This is a genomic window from Segatella baroniae B14 (assembly GCF_022024235.1).
GTDB classification, from domain to species: domain Bacteria; phylum Bacteroidota; class Bacteroidia; order Bacteroidales; family Bacteroidaceae; genus Prevotella; species Prevotella bryantii.
The window spans coordinates 683,333-701,068 of the sequence record NZ_CP091799.1 but is presented as its reverse complement, the minus strand read 5'-3'; the positions used below and the strand labels follow the sequence as shown (position 1 = coordinate 701,068).

The following is a 17,736-nucleotide window of genomic DNA, read 5'->3' as shown; positions in this document are numbered from 1 at the left end:
ACCGACTTTAAAGTTTAAGTAGACGCCAAAGACGATTTGGCAACAAACTCCAAAAAAAAGTAATCAAACGCCATTTCCAATCAATGACTACGATACGACGTTGGTGTATAATTGCATGAACGATCGTTTTGGCAACACGTTCCGGTTTTAGCATCAAAGGATAATGAAAATCACCATTGAGAAGGTCTGTATCAACAAATCCGGGACGGATATCTGTAAATGAAATAGCAAGATTTCGCGATTGAGCTTGTTGCTCTAAAGCCTGCATGTAAACATTCTGAAAAGCCTTTGTTGCAGAATAACTCGGAGCCGGCCCCAAACCTTTAGTTCCAGCAATAGAAGAAATGCAAGCTATATGGCCCTTGCCCTGAATAGCAAAATGCCGATATGCCTCTCCTACCATACGCGTAAAACCCAATGCATTAGTTTGAACTGTATTTAACTCAATATCAGGGAATAAATTTCGATTTTGCTTTCCTATTCCTGATACATGAAAATAGAGATCTATACCACCCATTTTATGAATCAAATTACTTAACTTCTGATCAGCATCGCTCATAGTTACATCTATTTGCTCCACGTAACTGGCCTTCAAATCCATCAATCGATCCACTCGCCGCGCCGCAACACCAACAATCCACCCCTTAGCTATTAGTAACTTAGCGACCTCGTATCCAATTCCACTACTTGCTCCAACAATAATTGCTTTCATTATCCGTAAATTATAAAAAGTACCGAATGGAATAATTCCATAGCCAAAATATAAATAAGAAATAGTGATGCTAATTGATGTATACCAACCAGCAATGACTCGACGACTTTTGTGGGACTATTAAAACGACCACTCATTACAGCAAAACTCTCAGAAAACAAGATAATCATAAATGTAGCTATCGGAATAATACTTCCTGAAAAACTACTTGGAAACAGATTTCCTGTGACACTTAATAAAATAGCGTGGGGAAACATTGTTAACATGAGTAAGACTAACAGACAAACACCAAACTCGACAATAACAAGATTCATACCTAGGCGCTGCCTATATACATGAGAATCATATTGTAATATGCGACTCGATGTTAAAGCTCCATATGCCAAAATACATAAAATAAGCCAAACTAGAATCGGACTTGTTAAATTATGAATAAAAGATCCGAAAAACCATCTTATACCTTCACTACTCAAAAGAGAATGAAAATTCTGCTCAGGAGCAGCAGCAGTAATAATCCAAGAAAGCAAAAAAACGGCAATTTGGGCTATCCAAAGAGCCAAAGTAATTGCCGTATATATGCGAACAAACCGCTTATTCATCATCAGGCAACAGGTTATCTACATCAAGGATACGCAATTCTAATGCTCTAACAGCCAAACGAGTTGCATTAATACCAACTTTACCATTACCATCTGGGAATAACTTCTGCACAAGTTCATTTTGTCTTTTTTCTAGACTTTTAACGCCAAAAGGCATACCACGCAAATTCGTTATCTGTTCCTTAGTATAACCCAAAGCTAAATGACGTAGAAAACGTTCATCGTATTCATCAATCTCATAGTTTACTAAAGCTTCCTGATGCATAATTTCATTATTGACACTCTTACAGAAACGATCAACTATCTTTTCAAGTATAGGTTGATTAAACACAAGTTTCTTGCCTCCCATACAACTCGAGACGTCACCACGAGTAAGCAGTTCACCACTCTTCAAAATGATACCATCGCAACCTGCATCCAAAACATCTACCCAAAGCTTCTCATTAAGGATTTCTCCAGTAAAGATTAACACCTTAATTTGAGGGTATTTTTCTTTTGTCTGACGACATATTTCTACACCAACAGTTGTGCTTCCACCTAAGCCTAAATCTAATAATATTAAATCAGGTAATTGCTGATTAAGCAATTTCCAGTAAGCCACTTCATTTTCGGCTGTTCCTATAATTTCGGCTTCTGGTATATCCATTTTAAATATACCCAGTGTACCTTTTAGTTCTAAAGGTACATCTTCAACGATAATGACCTTAAAATTTTCCATCTTTATCTTTGGCTTTAGTTATTACTATATCAATTACTACATTATGATTATCCAAATGAGCTTGTATACCACAACCTCTTGAATTGGTTACTTCACCTATATCACGAATAATCTGGCGACAAATCATCAACTGAATATTTTCTGTCATAGGTGTAAAAAGATTACGGCATTGTTCTTCTGTTAACAACACATCTGACCATAAGACACGATAAACCACATAATCTCGGTCTGTTTTTGCTACGCTAACATGGAGTGATTTTTGCTTACCCGCCTTTTTGAGAATATCAAAGAGATAATGCAGCATATCCGGATCACCCAGAACCGTTGCACCATAAATCGACACAGGCTGACATCTCATAGTTATCGCATGAATCTGACGCATAGCTTGAGCACTCAGAAGCACATAAAGTTCTTTGTAATAATCTACTAACTCACGAATTCCACTCAGATTTCGCTTATCGACATCTATCAACTGCATTATTCGCGATGGATAATACATCGTTTCATGTTTCAACGAACTAAGACAGTTATCAAGTATACTATTGCTCACATGCAATTTCGCATTTTCAAATTCTACACGATGTACTTCATCTGAGGCAAGTTCAAGATTAGTACGATATTTATCATCCAGTTGAATACTTTCTTTAAGAGCCTTTTCTATCTGTTTTACGACATGAACCAAGGTTGCACTTTGCCCTATACGATTATGGGAAGGATTAAAATGTTTCTGCCACAATTGCTTAATACGTAAGAGTTTCTTCTTGTCTGAATCTTCACTAAGCAAGATATCGTTCATCAGATTAACCCGTTCTAAATAAAAGCGATAATAAAGGAAATGGCGATAATACAACAGATAATATGCGGGTAAAATTGCTAAAAGCAATAGTACAAGGAGAATGATTGCCACCATCTTATTATTCTCTGAAATCTGCATGCGTTTCACATAGGTACGCAAAGTATTATCGGATGAACGAAGACGAAACAACTGCGTATATACATTATTATTGTAACGATAGATATCCCAATGATGCAGTGCCAATGCCGCAACTGCAGACTCATTTCGAATATCAAGAATTATAGCATAACTGGTCTTTAATTTCTCGTTATACCATTTTATTTCTGCTGGAATAACAGTTGTCTCCGTGGCTGTCATGACATCTTTACCACGAGGATATATTGTGTAGTAATATTGATTAATCAAATAACGGGCAGAATCTGCATACCTAAGAGTTTGTTCATATGTTCCACGCTTATTAGACTCATAACATTTGTCAGCATAAACATTAGCCTTAAGCAAATATGGATGCGTTATAGGATAAGGATCTTCCGGAATCTTTGACAAATTTGCATGTACTTCAACAGCAAAGGACGAAATAAAAAGTGCGAGAACAAAACGAACCACACCTTTGGGAAGACGAAATGAGAATCGACTTCCTTTACCAAGTTCACTTTCTGCCGAAATAGTACACACCGAGAAGAGTTGGCTTACTTTTTTATATTTCTCTATAATTCCTTTGCAGTTCATCAAGCCAAAACCATGTGACTTATATTGTAGTCCTGTACGTTTTTCGTCCTTTATTGGTTTGTGATCAAACACATGTTCCACTTGATCATGAGTCATACCACAACCTGTATCTGAAATGCTGATTTCTACATAATCATTACCTTCTATCGCCTCAATGCTTACCTTACCGCCTTGAGAAGTAAATTTGCATGAATTATCAGCCAATGTATTAATCATAAAAAGAGTAAGAGTCTTATCAGCTTTCACTACGGCATTGGTAGGTTTAACATTCAGAGTAACTTCCTTAGTATTAAACTTCATCTGCCCCTTATTGATGATATCGAAAAGAGTCTGCAATGAAAAACTCTCAATATGAAGGCTCAACCGGCCTTGACGCAATTGTATCCACTGCGTTAAAATATTATTATAGCGGTTAATTGTATCAAGTAATTCTGAAATATATTGATAACGTAGCTCTTTTACATCATCACTCTCTTCATTTTTAGATAGACGCTCTACCTCATGAATCATACGATCGATAAACGGTAAGACACTGTTTACTAAAGAAATTTTGGCACGCTGCTCTATGTTTTGTTTTTTACTATCTAAAAGATGAAGCTGACTGATGGCATAATTTTCTTGAATTTCTTCATATTTCTCCTTTAGTTCCTCTACACATACATCATTTTTGGCTTTCCACTCACGAAGAGGTGATAAAAGACTATCCAAAGAGGTAGCAGCAAGCTTAGATTGGCGCATCTTGTCAAAAATAGCAAGCAAACCTACTAAGAATACAATCATAATCACAACTCCGATAATCATAATATTAAGCCAAACTACCGAACTTTTAAGTTTCTCAGCTCGTGCCTCTAATTGACGATCTTGTCGAGTCTGCTCCTGTAAATCAAGATAAATATTACGATTACGATCGCTGTTTGGTTTATCATCAATAGCAGAATATACAACACTCAACTGTTCCCGGATAGATGCAACCAAATCTGGGGCCTTAAAAATTGCACTATTTCGTGAAAGTGCATTCTCTAAACAAAGAATAGACGAACGATTATCTCCTATCGACCAATAACAACTAGCTAAAGTACGATAAGCTCCCGAAATCTGGTAAACATCGCCAAAGGATCTAAATATTTTTAAAGACCGTTTTGCAAGATTAACTGGTAAAAGATCATAAGACACATCCTGAACATTAAGATACTTTATTGACTGCAAATTATTTTTAATCAGGAACTTACGATCATTAACATCAAGTAAATGTTCACTTAGTGATTGTAAGGAATTGGCTCTCCAAAATGGATATCGATCACCTGCCATAGCATAACACAACAACAAATATTCAAATTCCTTTTGAATTATAGTTTGATGCGATGTTCCCTCAATGGCATCACCAGCGCCCATATTATATAAATAACTAAGATACTGAGCTGTGTCTTTTGCTATATCATCAGGATTAATCTTTTTAAGTTCTGCAATAAAAGGTCTATGTTGACCAACATAATAATAATAAGTTGCTGCTACAATATGAAACTCAGACTTAGCATACCTAAAACGAAATTTCTGACGAGCTGTTAGTAAATCTATCTCCTCCTGAATGCGTGACATTCTTTCTAAAGCTCTCTCCTGATATACATAGAAATCTTTGTTGTGAGACTGACGCTGACACAAACGCATATTAAGAATATCAGAAATCAGGAGTTCAACCTGATTATCGGCAGAAGACGCCTCAAGAAGCAGTTTGGAAGCATTAGCGTAACGCATACGAGCAATGCTTACAAAAGCCATATTATTCAGAGCCTCAGCCTTACCATCATCATACCCCTCATCGAGTGACATCATATAGGCACGATAAGCTATCGAACGCGCAGAATCAAGATTAAGATAATGATATGCATAAGAAATACTATTCAACTTGTCGATTTCATTCTTATGCTTAGGCGAACAAGCTGAAATTAAAAAAGAAAGCCCATCATCAAAATGATGACAGCGCTCTTAATATTATAATTAAGCGCGAGCTTTTGCGATATAACCAAGAGCCTCAACACACTTATCTGTAATTGCTTTCCAGTTTTGAGATTTAACAACATCACCAGGGAAGAGTTTAGAACCCATACCTACGCACATTACACCAGCCTTAATCCACTCTGTAAGGTTTGCCTCTGTAGGTTCAACTGCACCAGTAACCATAATGTTGCTCCAACGCAATGGACCAAGCACATTCTTAACAAATGAAGGACCACCTACATTACCAGCAGGGAACACCTTAGTTACATCACAACCAGCAGCCTGTGCATTACTCATCTCAGATACAGAGCCACAACCTGGAGAATAAGGTACCAAGCGACGGTTACATACTGGAGCAACTTCTGGGTTGAAGTTTGGACCAACGATGAAGTTTGCACCCAACTGAATGTAAAGAGCTGCAGTAGGAGCATCAATTACTGTACCTGCACCAAGAATCATCTCTGGACATTCTTTGTCTGCCCATTTTACCAACTCACCGAAAATTTCGTGAGCAAAGTCACCACGGTTAGTAAACTCGAATACACGAACACCGCCTTCGTAGCAAGCTTTGATTACATTTTTACAAACATCGATATCCTTGTTGAAGAATACAGGAACCATACCTGTTTCCTTCATAGCAGTCATCACCTGGATCTTACTAAATTTAGCCATAATATTCTTTAAAAGATGCCAAGTCGCCCGAAAGCGACCTGGCTTTATTATAATGTTTTATTATTATTTAATTATAACAAATTAACGCTGTACGCGACCATTTGCATTACCACCAGCAAGGCTCTCTACCTCATCAGCATTTACAAGGTTGAAGTCACCTGGAATTGTGTGCTTCAATGCAGAAGCAGCAACAGCAAACTCAAGAGCTTCACCCTGAGTTTCCTTAGTCAACAAGCCATGAATCAAGCCACCAGCAAAAGAGTCACCACCACCAACACGGTCGATAATAGGATTGATATCATAGTGCTTGCTCTCGTAGAACTCCTTACCATTGTAGATCAAAGCTTTCCAGCCATTGTAAGTTGCAGAGTAAGACTCACGAAGAGTTGAAACTACATACTTGAAGCCAAACTCCTTAGCCATCTGCTCGAAGATCTTGTGATAACCAGCAGCATCAGTCTTACCACCTTCAACGTCTGCATCTGGTGTAAAGCCTAAGCAAAGAGCAGCATCTTCCTCGTTACCGATACATACATCTACGTACTGCATCAAAGGACGCATAACAGAGATAGCCTTCTCTGATGTCCAAAGCTTCTTACGGAAGTTAAGGTCAACTGATACTGTCACACCATGACGATGAGCAGCCTCACAAGCCAACTTTGTCAACTCAGCAGCCTTGTCACTAATAGCAGGTGTAATACCACTCCAGTGGAACCAAGAAGCACCTTCCATGATTGCGTCGAAATCGAAATCAGATGGATCAGCCTCTGCGATTGAACTATGAGCACGGTCATAGATAACCTTAGAAGGACGCATAGAAGCACCTGTCTCTGCGTAGTACAAGCCTACACGCTCACCACCACGAGCAATAAAATCTGTATGAACACCATAACGACGAAGAGCGTTAACAGCAATCTGACCAATCTCGTGTTTAGGAAGTTTAGATACGAAATATGCATCATGACCATAGTTTGAAACACTAACAGCTACGTTAGCCTCACCACCACCAGGGATAATACGGAAAGAATCACTCTGAATGAAACGATCATTACCTTCTGGAGAAAGACGGAGCATGATCTCACCTAATGTTACAATTTTTGCCATTTCTTAATTTTTTTAATATAGTTTGTTTGTAATCAAATTCCTTTTTGTTTTGTTTTACCGGACAAAAATACTGATTATTTTGCAAATTAAGAAATAAAATCTCAAAAAAATAGTTTGAAGGGCAAAATAAAGGGTTGTGCAAACACACAAATCAAGTTTTTTTGTTATATTTGTACCGAAATTAAAATTATGTGTACGAACACACAGGTATAGAAACATAGCAAAACTATTTATAAAAGGAAAATCTCTATGGCATCCAAAATTCGAATTAAAGATATTGCAGAAAGAGCCGGCGTTTCTGTTGGTACAGTAGACCGTGTACTGCACAATCGACCAAATGTTTCAAAATCTGCTCTTGAAAAAGTAAGTAAAGCTCTTCAGGAGATGAACTATCAACCAAATATGTATGCTAGTGCTTTAGCATACAATAAATCATATACCTTTTATATTTTAATGCCAAAACACGAATCAGAAGCATATTGGGAAGAAATCGAAGAGGGTGCCAAAAAAGCGGAAGAAACGAGACGAGACTTCCATATTGATATCGAAATCAGATATTATGAGCGTTTCGATCAAAAATCTTTCGAGACCCAATCGCAGGAAGTACTGAATAATAATCCTGAGGGTGTGGTCGTCGTACCATCTGCTTTAGCATCAACTAAGAAATTCACAGATCAGCTACATGAGCAAAATATTCCTTTTGTAATGCTTGACTCATATATGCCTGACTTAAAACCATTAGCATTTTATGGACAAGATTCTTTCAGTAGTGGATATTTTGCTGCGAAAATGCTAATGCTAATTGCTAGTCAGGAGGAAGAGATTATGCTCATGAAGCAGACTAAAGATGGTGTGGTTATGAGTAAACAACAGGACAACCGTGAAGTGGGTTTTCGTCATTACATGCATGACCACTTTCCAAATATAAAAATCATCGATTTGGATTTACCACTTGATGGCACCAAAAAGAGTTATGCACAGATATTAGAGCATTTCTTCACAGATCATCCACATATTCATCATTGTATAACATTGTCGTCTAAAGCACACTTAGTTGGTGAATTTCTTTTAAGAACCAATCGCCGTGATATTCAAATTATGGGATATGACATGGTTGCCAAGAACGCTCAATGTCTTCGTGAAGGAAGCATATCATTCTTAATAGCCCAACACGCATATATGCAAGGATATTCTTGCATAGATACTCTATTTAAGGCAATCGTACTGAAGAAAAAAATTACTCCTGTTAATTATATGCCAATTGAGCTGCTCTGCAAAGAAAATGTAGATTTTTATCGCAGAACTCAACTCTAATTAAAAAAATAAGAAATAATACATATTAATAAATAACATTTTAAGAACAAGATCTACAATGAAACAATCATCTTTTATCAAGATTAACCCAGCAGACAGTGTTGTGGTTTGTCTACGTCCTTTTACTAAAGGTGAAGAGATTGAGGTCGATGGTAAAACCATTACTCTGTTACAAGACACTCCAGCAGGACACAAAGTTCTGATTAATGATGCCTCAGAAGGTACAGATATCATTAAGTATGGTTACCCTATCGGCCATGCAAAAAAGGATTTAAAACAAGGAGAATGGGTTAACGAGAATAATTTGAAAACTAATTTGGCAGGAACTTTGGAATATACATACAATCCTGTTAAAGAAGAGCTCAATATTGCACTCGAAAATCGTACATTTAAAGGTTATGTGCGAAAAAATGGTGAAGTCGGTACTCGTAACGAAATTTGGGTAGTCCCAACTGTTGGCTGTGTTAATGGCATCGCAGAAAGAATCGTTAAAAAACTTCAGGAAGAAACAAAAAGTGAAGGCATCGATGCAATCTTTGCATGGCATCATAATTATGGTTGTTCACAATTGGGTGACGATCATGAAAATACCCGCAAGATACTACGTGACATTTGTTTACACCCTAACGCTGGTGGTGTATTGGTATTATCTTTGGGTTGTGAAAACAATCAGCCAGAAGACTTTATGGCTACACTTGGAGACTACGACAAGGACAGAGTTAAACTTGTTGTAACTCAACGAGTTGAAGGTGATGAAGTAGAGGAATGCATGAACGTATTACGCGATCTCTATGCAAAGGCTAAGGAAGATAAACGTGAAGATGTACCAGTAAGTAAGCTACGTGTAGGTTTGAAATGTGGAGGTTCTGATGGCTTCTCTGGCATCACAGCAAATCCATTGGTTGGAGAACTTTCAGACTGGATTGTAGCTCAAGGCGGTACATCAATCTTAACAGAAGTACCAGAAATGTTTGGTGCAGAAACTATCTTAATGAATAGATGTAAGACCCCTGAACTGTTTGAGAAGACCGTTAGCCTAATCAACAATTTCAAAGAATATTTCCTATCACATGGCGAACCTGTAGGTGAAAATCCTTCTCCAGGTAATAAAGCTGGTGGTATTTCTACTTTGGAAGACAAGGCTCTAGGCTGTACTCAGAAGTGTGGTCGCGCTCCTGTAAGTGGTGTGCTAGAATATGCAGAACGCCTTCAAACTACAGGTTTGAATCTACTTTCAGCTCCAGGAAATGACCTCGTTGCTTCTACAGCTTTGGCATCATCAGGCTGTCAGATCGTCTTGTTCACAACTGGTCGTGGTACTCCATTCGGCACTTTCGTACCAACAATGAAGATTTCTACAAACAGCAATCTATATAATCGCAAACCAAATTGGATAGATTTCAACGCTGGCGCACTTGTAGAAGGCACAGAAATGAAAGATCTCGTAAAACAGTTTATTGATAAAGTCATCGCTATTGCCAGTGGAGAACCAGCACGCAACGAAATTAATGGTTATCGTGAAATTTCCATTTTCAAAAATGGTGTAACACTGTAAACCATCTAATATTACTAGATACATGAGCAATAAAAAAGGTTTGTTGGCACTTTCACCTCTCATTATATTGATAGGGTTCATAATTATCTTCACAATGTACTCAACAGAGCACTATGGCGAAGAAAACAACTTATCACTGATTGTAGCATTTATGATATCAAGTATCTATGCTGTCATTATTTCAGGTGGTATTCCTCTGTATAAACGTATCGATATGTATAGCAAGGGGGCAGGTGCCAGCAATCTTATGCTCATGTTATGGATATATGTTTTAGCAGGAGCATTTGCAGCTTCAGCTAAAGGTATGGGAGCAATTGATGCAACCGTAAATTTAACTTTATGCATATTACCAGCAAACCTTATTCTGCCAGGATTATTCTTAGCAGCCTGTTTTATATCTTTATCTATTGGCACTAGCGTTGGAACTATTGTTGCACTTGTGCCTATAGCAGCAGGACTGGCCAATTCTACAGGGAGTAATCTTGGACTAATGACAGCTGTCATTGTAGGCGGTGCCTATTTTGGCGATAATTTGTCTTTTATTTCAGATACAACTGTTGTCGCTACCCAAACACAAGGTTGTAAAATGAATGACAAGTTTAAAGCCAATTTTCAAATCGTAGCTCCAGCAGCTATAATTGTACTTGTTATCTATACAATACTCGGTTCTAATATAAAATTGCCAGCCAATATACCTGATATAGAATATATCAAAGTCCTACCCTATCTAGCGGTCTTAGTTACAGCTATTCTAGGAATGAACGTCATGGCTGTATTGACATTAGGAACGATTCTTTGTGGTATAATTGGAATCACTTATAATTTTTTTGATGCCTCTCAAGCCTATAATACCTTTGGCTGGTTTATTTCCATGAGTAACGGGGTTATCGGCATGGGAGAACTTATTATCATTGCCATGATGGCAGGTGGAATGTTAGAAATTATAAGGACAAACGGAGGAATTGACTATATTATTGAGAATATCACCAAACATGTTAACAGCAAGCGAGGAGCCGAATTATCTATTGCAGCCTTAGTTTCTCTAGTCAACGTCTGCACAGCCAACAATACAATTGCAATTCTAACCGTAGGCAATATTTCTAAAAAAATCGGTGACCAATATGGAGTGGATAATCGTAAAGCGGCAAGTATTCTTGATACTTTTTCATGTTTTATACAAGGTATCATCCCTTACAGTGTACAAATGCTTATAGCAGCAGGACTGGCCAGCGTTAGTCCATTACATATTTTACCATACCTGTATTATCCATTTGCGATAGGCTTTTTTGGCTTAGGAGCTATACTATTAAGATATCCTAAAAAATTGAGTTAACTTTATGATGAACTTTATTCAAAGAAACATCTTCATTCAACTTCGGGCAAATAAATTCCATACTAACGAACACATGGAAGACATGACAAATTATAAGAAGCAAAAAATAGCCAATATAATGAAAAATATGGAAGATCTGCCTGAAGGAGAAGTTCGTTTGAGCAATCCTATACTCAATAAAAGGCTTAATAAAGTTATGGACGACGAACGCCATGCTATAGATACTTCTATCGAAAGTCTAGACCTTTTACGTATCATCATAGCCAACATCGATAGTATAATGAACCATTGTATATCTATCAAAGGGATCATTAAATTAGGTAATTATTTAAGGACTAAAGGTGACAAAGTTGATTTTGTAAAAATCGACACATGGCTATCAAAACTACACATCCAGCGTATTGCTCAATTTCAAGGAAGTATTCTTATACAACTGTTCAACTTTGAAATCGATGAAATACCATTTGTACGAAGAATAGAAAAGAAAGCAGAAAAATTAACATTGCAAAGTTTGAATATGAATCTTCAAGATTTACAGGAAGACTGGCATTTTAAGCAAAGTAGTACTGGATTTGTTCAAAATAATAATAAGGTATTACGACGAAATCTTAATCATAGCCTACATTATTTTAACTATGCACCTATTGAAACTATCAGCCATTTCTTTTTAAAATTTGCACATAGCCTCTCAGAAATCGAAGAATAGAAATATTGAAAAGATGTAAAATAATAACTATAGCTTACACGCATATAGTTTCTTTTTAGTATCTTTGCAATCATGAATCGAATTCTATTAATTATATTAAACATATTCTTCTCTTTCAGTATGCAGGCGCAAGTACAATGCGAAGATACTTGCAGTCACATACATGGTATAGATTTAAGCCATTATCAAGGTAACGTGTTTTGGGAAACCATTGGCAATAATTCAAAAATGGCCTATGTATACCTTAAGGCGACAGAAGGAGGTAATAATATAGACAGTAAATATAAAACAAATATTGATCTAGCTCATCAATATGGATTAAAGGTTGGTTCATACCACTTTTATAGACCCAAAATAGAACAAGAAAAGCAATTAACTAATTTCATGGCTCAATGTCGTCCTGGTGATCAAGACTTATTGCCGATGATAGATATCGAAACAAAAAGTGGATTACCGACTCAGGAATTTAGAGATAGCTTATTTAAATTTTTGACACTTGTAGAAAAAGCATATCATCAAAAGCCTCTTTTATATACAGGTACAAATTTTTATAACAACTATTTACTTGGCACCTTAGACGGATACAAAGTCATGATTGCACAATATAATAATCGCCCACCAAAACTGGCGGACAATTTTGAATATATTATGTGGCAATATACTGGTAAAGGTCGGCTTAATGGCATTAATGGTTATGTAGATAAAAGCCGATTTATGGGAAAACATCGTTTAAGAGAAATAAGATTTAGACATAGATAAAACATTTAAATATCATGGCAATTATTAAATGTCCTGAGTGTGGTCACCAAATTAGTGACAAAGCTCCAATATGCCCGAGTTGTGGCGTTGAAATTTCAGGTAAAGTCATTAAGTGCACTAATTGTGGAGAAATATACTTTAATGACGAAGAATGCTGTCCTAACTGTCATCAACCATCTGTTCGCTATCGTACAACAGAAAATATGACAAATCCACAAGAGACGTTGCGTTCTGCTGTACCTCCTATCATTCCACAAAACGTACAGACAAAATCTGAAACCGTAAGACAAAACTCTCCATCATCACACGGTGGTAATACCTCGGATATTTCAACCCCACCTATTCCACCTACAAACAGTCAATTTGAGCAGAAAAAAAATAATAACAATAAATATATTTGGATTTCTATTGTTATTGCATTGATAGTATGTGCAACATGCTTCTATTTCTATAGTAATGCAAAAGATAATCAAGAGCAGGAAGACTATGAATATGCAATGCAAAGTACTGATCCTGCTGTACTTCAAAGCTATCTCGATAAATATAAAGATGCAGACCAAGCTCATATTGACTCTATTCAAAGCCATCTGGAAATACTTAAACATAAAGATGACGATTGGAATAATGCTGTTATAAGTGGTAGTCGTTCTGCATTAGAAGATTATATTCGAAATAATCCAGACTCTCCTCACAAACAAGAAGCTTTAAACAAGATTGACTCTTTAGATTGGATTTCAGCATCCAATGAAAATACGATTGACGCTTATCAACAATATCTGTCAAACCATGTTGACGGCATACATATCGATGAAGCTAATGAAGCCATGAAGAAAATAAAATCTAAAGAAGTGCAATCTGATGAGAAACAAATGATAAGCGGACTATTTCGCAAGTTCTTCCAAAGTGTGAATTCACGCAACGAACTTGGATTGACAGCTACCGTTGAAGAGGTAATGACATCATTCCTTGGCAAACACATGGCTACAAAAAGTGATGTTGCATCTTTCATAGATAAGATTTACAAAGATGACATTACAAACATGAATTTTAAAATCAATAATGATTATAAGATTAAGAAAAAAGAAGTAGGCGAAGACGAATTCGAATATCAAGTAGAATTTACTGCAGAACAAAGTATAGAACGTACGAATCCAGAATTACCTACAAACAATCATTTCAGAATTAACGCAAAAGTTTCTCCTGACGGTAAAATTTCAGAAATGAACATGGTAAAAATCATCAAATAATCAATTTTGATCTCAATAAAAAAAAGCTATCTTGTAATAGATAGCTTTTTTTTATTGATTCTGCATTTGGCGAAGCAAATCTTTCTGTCGTTCTGTCAGATTGGTTGGCAATTTTACATTATAAGTAATAATCAAATCGCCAAATGTACCATCTCCCCTATCATAACCTTTGCCACGGACCCGAACTTTAGCACCAGGTTGAGTTTCAGGCTTTACTTTTAGCTTAATTTTCTGTCCATTACTCAATTGAATAACAACCTCACCACCAAGCATAGCTGTATAAAGATCGATACTAACCTTGGCTTCCATTTCTCCAGAATTTTGTCTAGCTCTGCCGTTAAAGCCACCGCCAAAGCCTGCAGAACGGAAAGAAGAACTACGGCCACCACCGCCAAAAAGATCTTGGAAAAAGCTAGAAAAACCACCGCCTCCTCCAAAGGAATTGAAATCAAAACCTTCAAAAGGATTGCCACCAGCATTTCCTCCGCCAAATCCGCCGAAGCCTCCAGCATTTTCATAAGCTTCTGCGTTTTTCCATTGCTCACCATATTTATCATACTTAGCTCGCTTTTCAGGCTTTGAAAGAACCTCATAAGCCTCATTTAAAGCCTGAAACTTAGCTTTGGCCTTAGGATCATCTGGATGAAGATCTGGATGAAATTGCTTTGCCCTTTTGACATACGCTCTACGAATATCCTTTTGAGGGATATCCTTCTTTACACCTAGAATTTTGTAGTAATCGATAAATGCCATAATTCTTATATTTTATTTTATGAAATAAACAGCAAATAGTGTGCCTATATTACTAAAAATTAGTATTTTTGCAAAATAATTAAAATATGTATAATGAAAAAAATTCTATCAGCATGCCTGTTAGCATGTTGCTTATTTCAGCCTGTGACAGCAAAAACAAAAAAAATTACTCTACGCGTAATTGAAACAACCGATGTTCATGGTTCGTTTTTTCCTTATGATTTCATTACACGCAAGCCTCTTTCTGGTACATTAGCAAGAGTAAGTAACTATGTAAAAAATGTCAGAAAGCAACTTGGTGATAATGTTATTCTATTAGAGAATGGTGACATTCTGCAAGGACAACCAACTTGTTATTATTACAATTATATCAATACTAATACAACAAACGTTGCTTCGGACTTAGTGAATTATATGAAATATGATGCACAAGGTATTGGTAATCACGATGTAGAAACAGGTCATGCTTGCTATGACAAATGGATCAAAGAACTAAACTGCCCAGTTCTTGCTGCAAACATGATAGATAACAAAACTGGTAATCCATATGTCAAACCTTATGTTATTCTTGAGAAAGAAGGCGCCAAGATAGCAATTTTGGGATTAATTACTCCAGCTATTCCAAATTGGTTGACTGAAAATATTTGGAGTGGCATACACTTCGAAGACATGGAAACCTCTGCAAAAAAATGGATAAAAATTATCCAAGATAAAGAAAAGCCGGATGTTATTATCGGCTTGTTTCATAGCGGTGCAAAAGGAGGTATAATAACACCAGAATATAAGGAAGACGCATCTTTAGATGTTGCTATAAATGTTCCCGGCTTTGATTTGATTATGTTTGGACATGATCATACACGAAGTAATCAATTTGTAACTAATATCGAAGGAAAAAAAGTATTATGCATTGACCCAGCAAATAATGCCAAGAGCATTGCTGATGTCGAATTGGTCCTTACCATGGATCAAAAAAAAATAAATGGCAAAAAACAGTGGATAAGAAAAGATCTTTCGATTAAAAACGTTTTAACAGATATAACCAAAGAGCCTTTGGACCAAGACTTTATGGAGCACTTCAGTAAACAAATTGAAGAGGTTAAAGGATACGTTAACCGAAAAATTGGTGAAATAACAAGCACCATAAGTACTCGAGATGGTTTCTTTGGCAGCTGTGCGTTCACGGATTTAATCCTAAACTTGGAATTACAAATAACCAAAGCTGATATCGCTTTTAACGCACCAATTAATTTTGACTCACACATACAACAAGGCCCAATCTATGTAGGCGATATGTTTAATCTCTACAAATTCGAGAATCAACTCTATGTAATGCGCCTTACGGGTGAGGAAATCAGAAAGCACCTAGAAATGAGTTACGACCTATGGGTTAACACGATGAAAAGTCCAGAGGATCATTTATTGCTTCTTAGCGAAAGTACTAAAGGCGACCAGCAACGCTTAGGCTTTAAAAATTTCTCTTTTAACTTTGATAGTGCTGCAGGTATAGATTATGAAGTTGACGTAACCAAGCCAAATGGTCAAAAGGTTCATATTTTAAAAATGAGCAATGGACAACCTTTTGATGAAAAGAAATGGTACAATGTTGCTATTAATAGTTATCGTGGAAATGGTGGTGGCGAGCTTCTAACTAAGGGCGCAGGGATTCCTCGCGATAGTTTAAAAAATAGAATTATCTGGCGCAGTGAACGTGACCAACGCTATTATCTTATGGAAGAAATAGAAAAAATAAAAGTACTTTACCCTAAAGCAAACAATAACTGGAAATTTGTGCCAGAAAAATGGGTAAAACCTGCTGCCAAACGAGATTATGACATTCTCTTTGGTGAAAGAAAAGAATAAACACAAACACATGAAACAATATTATTTTATTTTTTGCAAGTCAGATCTCCTGCTTGAGGTTCTTCCAGATGGCACCTATACGATTCCATACCACAGTGAATCACCTATCCAAACTAAAGCATGGACACATGTCATGAATATCTCTCCTATGGATGACGGAATTGAAGTAAAGACTTTCAAGATTAATAATCCGTCAGAAATCGAAGATATAACAAAGGGATATCTTCAAGAAGGACATTCCTTTGAGATGTGTCCACTAAGACAGAGCTATTATAAAATCTCAAAGGATTTATACAATAAAGCAGGAAAGTGCTTTGAATTGATATATTGGGATCAAAATTCACAATTCTGTGGAGTATGTGGTGCTCCTATGAAAATGCACACTGACATCAGTAAACGTTGCACCAACTGTGGAAAAGAAATATGGCCGTTACTAGGTACTGCTGTTATTGTTTTAATACACAAAGGTAACGAAGTTTTATTGGTTAGAGCAAAAAATTTTAGGTCCGATTTTTATGGACTAGTAGCAGGATTTGTTGAGACAGGTGAAACTCTTGAACATGCTGTTCACAGAGAAGTAATGGAGGAAACTGGCCTTAATATAGGAAACTTAAAATATTTTGGTAGCCAAGCATGGCCTTATCCATGCGGATTAATGGTTGGTTACAATGCTGATTATATTAGCGGAGATATTCATATTCAGAAGGAAGAATTAGCACGGGCAAGCTGGTTTACAAAAGATAATTTACCCAAAATTCCAGAAAAGTTGAGTATTGCAAGACAAATACTGGATGATTGGATTACAAACGGACCAGGACATTCTTCTGAAATAATTAAATAAGAAACAATAGGCATAGCTAATTATAGAGCTATGCCTTTTTATA

The 17,736-nt window shown here is 36.6% G+C and carries 15 protein-coding genes; 8 read left to right on the top strand and 7 right to left on the bottom strand.

The window, feature by feature from the left end; all coding sequences use genetic code 11:
• Window positions 1–7: 7 nt before the first annotated feature.
• The 6 genes from L6469_RS02935 to L6469_RS02910 form a co-directional block, all read right to left on the bottom strand.
• Window positions 8–712: an SDR family NAD(P)-dependent oxidoreductase gene (locus L6469_RS02935; RefSeq protein WP_006282447.1), complete on the bottom strand. Its 705-nt coding sequence runs from the start codon at window positions 710–712 to the stop codon at window positions 8–10.
• Window positions 712–1,314, bottom strand: a complete 603-nt coding sequence (locus L6469_RS02930) for a hypothetical protein (protein WP_039870414.1) — start codon at window positions 1,312–1,314, stop codon at window positions 712–714. The genes L6469_RS02935 and L6469_RS02930 overlap by 1 nt, the downstream gene beginning before the upstream one ends.
• A complete protein-coding gene (locus L6469_RS02925; protein WP_006282449.1) occupies window positions 1,304–2,029 on the bottom strand; it encodes a DUF5932 domain-containing protein in 726 nt (241 codons plus the stop codon). Before L6469_RS02925 ends, L6469_RS02930 begins: the two co-directional genes overlap by 11 nt.
• Entirely contained in the window at window positions 2,016–5,456 is a 3,441-nt protein-coding gene (locus tag L6469_RS02920; RefSeq protein WP_237851121.1) for a DUF5112 domain-containing protein, read from the bottom strand. The genes L6469_RS02925 and L6469_RS02920 overlap by 14 nt, the downstream gene beginning before the upstream one ends.
• Window positions 5,457–5,549: 93 nt before the next feature.
• Window positions 5,550–6,221 carry a bifunctional 4-hydroxy-2-oxoglutarate aldolase/2-dehydro-3-deoxy-phosphogluconate aldolase gene (locus L6469_RS02915; protein WP_006282451.1) on the bottom strand — a complete coding sequence of 224 codons (672 nt, stop codon included), beginning with the start codon at window positions 6,219–6,221 and terminating at the stop codon, window positions 5,550–5,552.
• 81 nt (window positions 6,222–6,302) lie between these two features.
• Window positions 6,303–7,325, bottom strand: coding sequence for a sugar kinase (locus tag L6469_RS02910; protein ID WP_006282452.1), 1,023 nt, complete (start codon window positions 7,323–7,325; stop codon window positions 6,303–6,305).
• A 249-nt stretch (window positions 7,326–7,574) separates the two neighbouring features.
• Here L6469_RS02910 and L6469_RS02905 point away from each other — a divergent pair, with 249 nt between their 5' ends.
• The 6 genes from L6469_RS02905 (at window position 7,575) to L6469_RS02880 (ending at window position 14,239) form a co-directional block, all read left to right on the top strand.
• Complete coding sequence (locus L6469_RS02905) at window positions 7,575–8,639, top strand: LacI family DNA-binding transcriptional regulator (RefSeq protein WP_006282453.1); 1,065 nt, start codon at window positions 7,575–7,577, stop codon at window positions 8,637–8,639.
• A gap of 58 nt (window positions 8,640–8,697) precedes the next feature.
• Window positions 8,698–10,194, top strand: coding sequence for a UxaA family hydrolase (locus L6469_RS02900; RefSeq protein WP_006282454.1), 1,497 nt, complete (start codon window positions 8,698–8,700; stop codon window positions 10,192–10,194).
• Window positions 10,195–10,216: 22 nt separating this feature from the next.
• Window positions 10,217–11,527, top strand: coding sequence for a Na+/H+ antiporter NhaC family protein (locus L6469_RS02895; RefSeq protein ID WP_006282455.1), 1,311 nt, complete (start codon window positions 10,217–10,219; stop codon window positions 11,525–11,527).
• 7 nt (window positions 11,528–11,534) lie between these two features.
• On the top strand, window positions 11,535–12,233 hold the full coding sequence (locus L6469_RS02890; protein WP_027453536.1) for a hypothetical protein: 699 nt from the start codon (window positions 11,535–11,537) through the stop codon (window positions 12,231–12,233).
• Window positions 12,234–12,305: 72 nt separating this feature from the next.
• The gene (locus L6469_RS02885; RefSeq protein WP_006282457.1) at window positions 12,306–12,992 is read left to right on the top strand and encodes a glycoside hydrolase family 25 protein; all 687 of its coding nucleotides are present in this window, start codon (window positions 12,306–12,308) and stop codon (window positions 12,990–12,992) included.
• A 14-nt stretch (window positions 12,993–13,006) separates the two neighbouring features.
• A complete protein-coding gene (locus tag L6469_RS02880; RefSeq protein ID WP_027453538.1) occupies window positions 13,007–14,239 on the top strand; it encodes a zinc-ribbon domain-containing protein in 1,233 nt (410 codons plus the stop codon).
• 51 nt (window positions 14,240–14,290) lie between these two features.
• On the opposite strand, the gene L6469_RS02875 is transcribed toward L6469_RS02880, so the two are convergent.
• On the bottom strand, window positions 14,291–14,992 hold the full coding sequence (locus tag L6469_RS02875) for a DnaJ domain-containing protein (protein ID WP_006282459.1): 702 nt from the start codon (window positions 14,990–14,992) through the stop codon (window positions 14,291–14,293).
• 93 nt (window positions 14,993–15,085) lie between these two features.
• On the opposite strand from L6469_RS02875, the gene L6469_RS02870 reads away from it, so the two are divergent.
• Both L6469_RS02870 and nudC read left to right on the top strand, forming a co-directional pair.
• Window positions 15,086–16,852 carry a bifunctional metallophosphatase/5'-nucleotidase gene (locus L6469_RS02870; RefSeq protein ID WP_006282460.1) on the top strand — a complete coding sequence of 589 codons (1,767 nt, stop codon included), beginning with the start codon at window positions 15,086–15,088 and terminating at the stop codon, window positions 16,850–16,852.
• 10 nt (window positions 16,853–16,862) lie between these two features.
• A complete protein-coding gene (gene nudC / locus L6469_RS02865; protein ID WP_006282461.1) occupies window positions 16,863–17,693 on the top strand; it encodes an NAD(+) diphosphatase in 831 nt (276 codons plus the stop codon).
• Window positions 17,694–17,736 lie beyond the last annotated feature (43 nt).

Excerpts from the sequence above, each read along its gene's own strand:
- L6469_RS02870 (WP_006282460.1), top strand. The coding sequence starts at position 15,086 with ATGAAAAAAATTCTATCAGCATGCCTGTTAGCATGTTGCTTATTTCAG.
- L6469_RS02880 (WP_027453538.1), top strand. The coding sequence starts at position 13,007 with ATGGCAATTATTAAATGTCCTGAGTGTGGTCACCAAATTAGTGACAAA.
- L6469_RS02910 (WP_006282452.1), bottom strand. The coding sequence starts at position 7,325 with ATGGCAAAAATTGTAACATTAGGTGAGATCATGCTCCGTCTTTCTCCA.
- nudC (WP_006282461.1), top strand. The coding sequence starts at position 16,863 with ATGAAACAATATTATTTTATTTTTTGCAAGTCAGATCTCCTGCTTGAG.
- L6469_RS02890 (WP_027453536.1), top strand. The coding sequence starts at position 11,535 with ATGAACTTTATTCAAAGAAACATCTTCATTCAACTTCGGGCAAATAAA.
- L6469_RS02895 (WP_006282455.1), top strand. The coding sequence starts at position 10,217 with ATGAGCAATAAAAAAGGTTTGTTGGCACTTTCACCTCTCATTATATTG.
- L6469_RS02925 (WP_006282449.1), bottom strand. The coding sequence starts at position 2,029 with ATGGAAAATTTTAAGGTCATTATCGTTGAAGATGTACCTTTAGAACTA.
- L6469_RS02935 (WP_006282447.1), bottom strand. The coding sequence starts at position 712 with ATGAAAGCAATTATTGTTGGAGCAAGTAGTGGAATTGGATACGAGGTC.
- L6469_RS02915 (WP_006282451.1), bottom strand. The coding sequence starts at position 6,221 with ATGGCTAAATTTAGTAAGATCCAGGTGATGACTGCTATGAAGGAAACA.
- L6469_RS02900 (WP_006282454.1), top strand. The coding sequence starts at position 8,698 with ATGAAACAATCATCTTTTATCAAGATTAACCCAGCAGACAGTGTTGTG.
- L6469_RS02905 (WP_006282453.1), top strand. The coding sequence starts at position 7,575 with ATGGCATCCAAAATTCGAATTAAAGATATTGCAGAAAGAGCCGGCGTT.
- L6469_RS02885 (WP_006282457.1), top strand. The coding sequence starts at position 12,306 with ATGAATCGAATTCTATTAATTATATTAAACATATTCTTCTCTTTCAGT.
- L6469_RS02875 (WP_006282459.1), bottom strand. The coding sequence starts at position 14,992 with ATGGCATTTATCGATTACTACAAAATTCTAGGTGTAAAGAAGGATATC.
- L6469_RS02930 (WP_039870414.1), bottom strand. The coding sequence starts at position 1,314 with ATGATGAATAAGCGGTTTGTTCGCATATATACGGCAATTACTTTGGCT.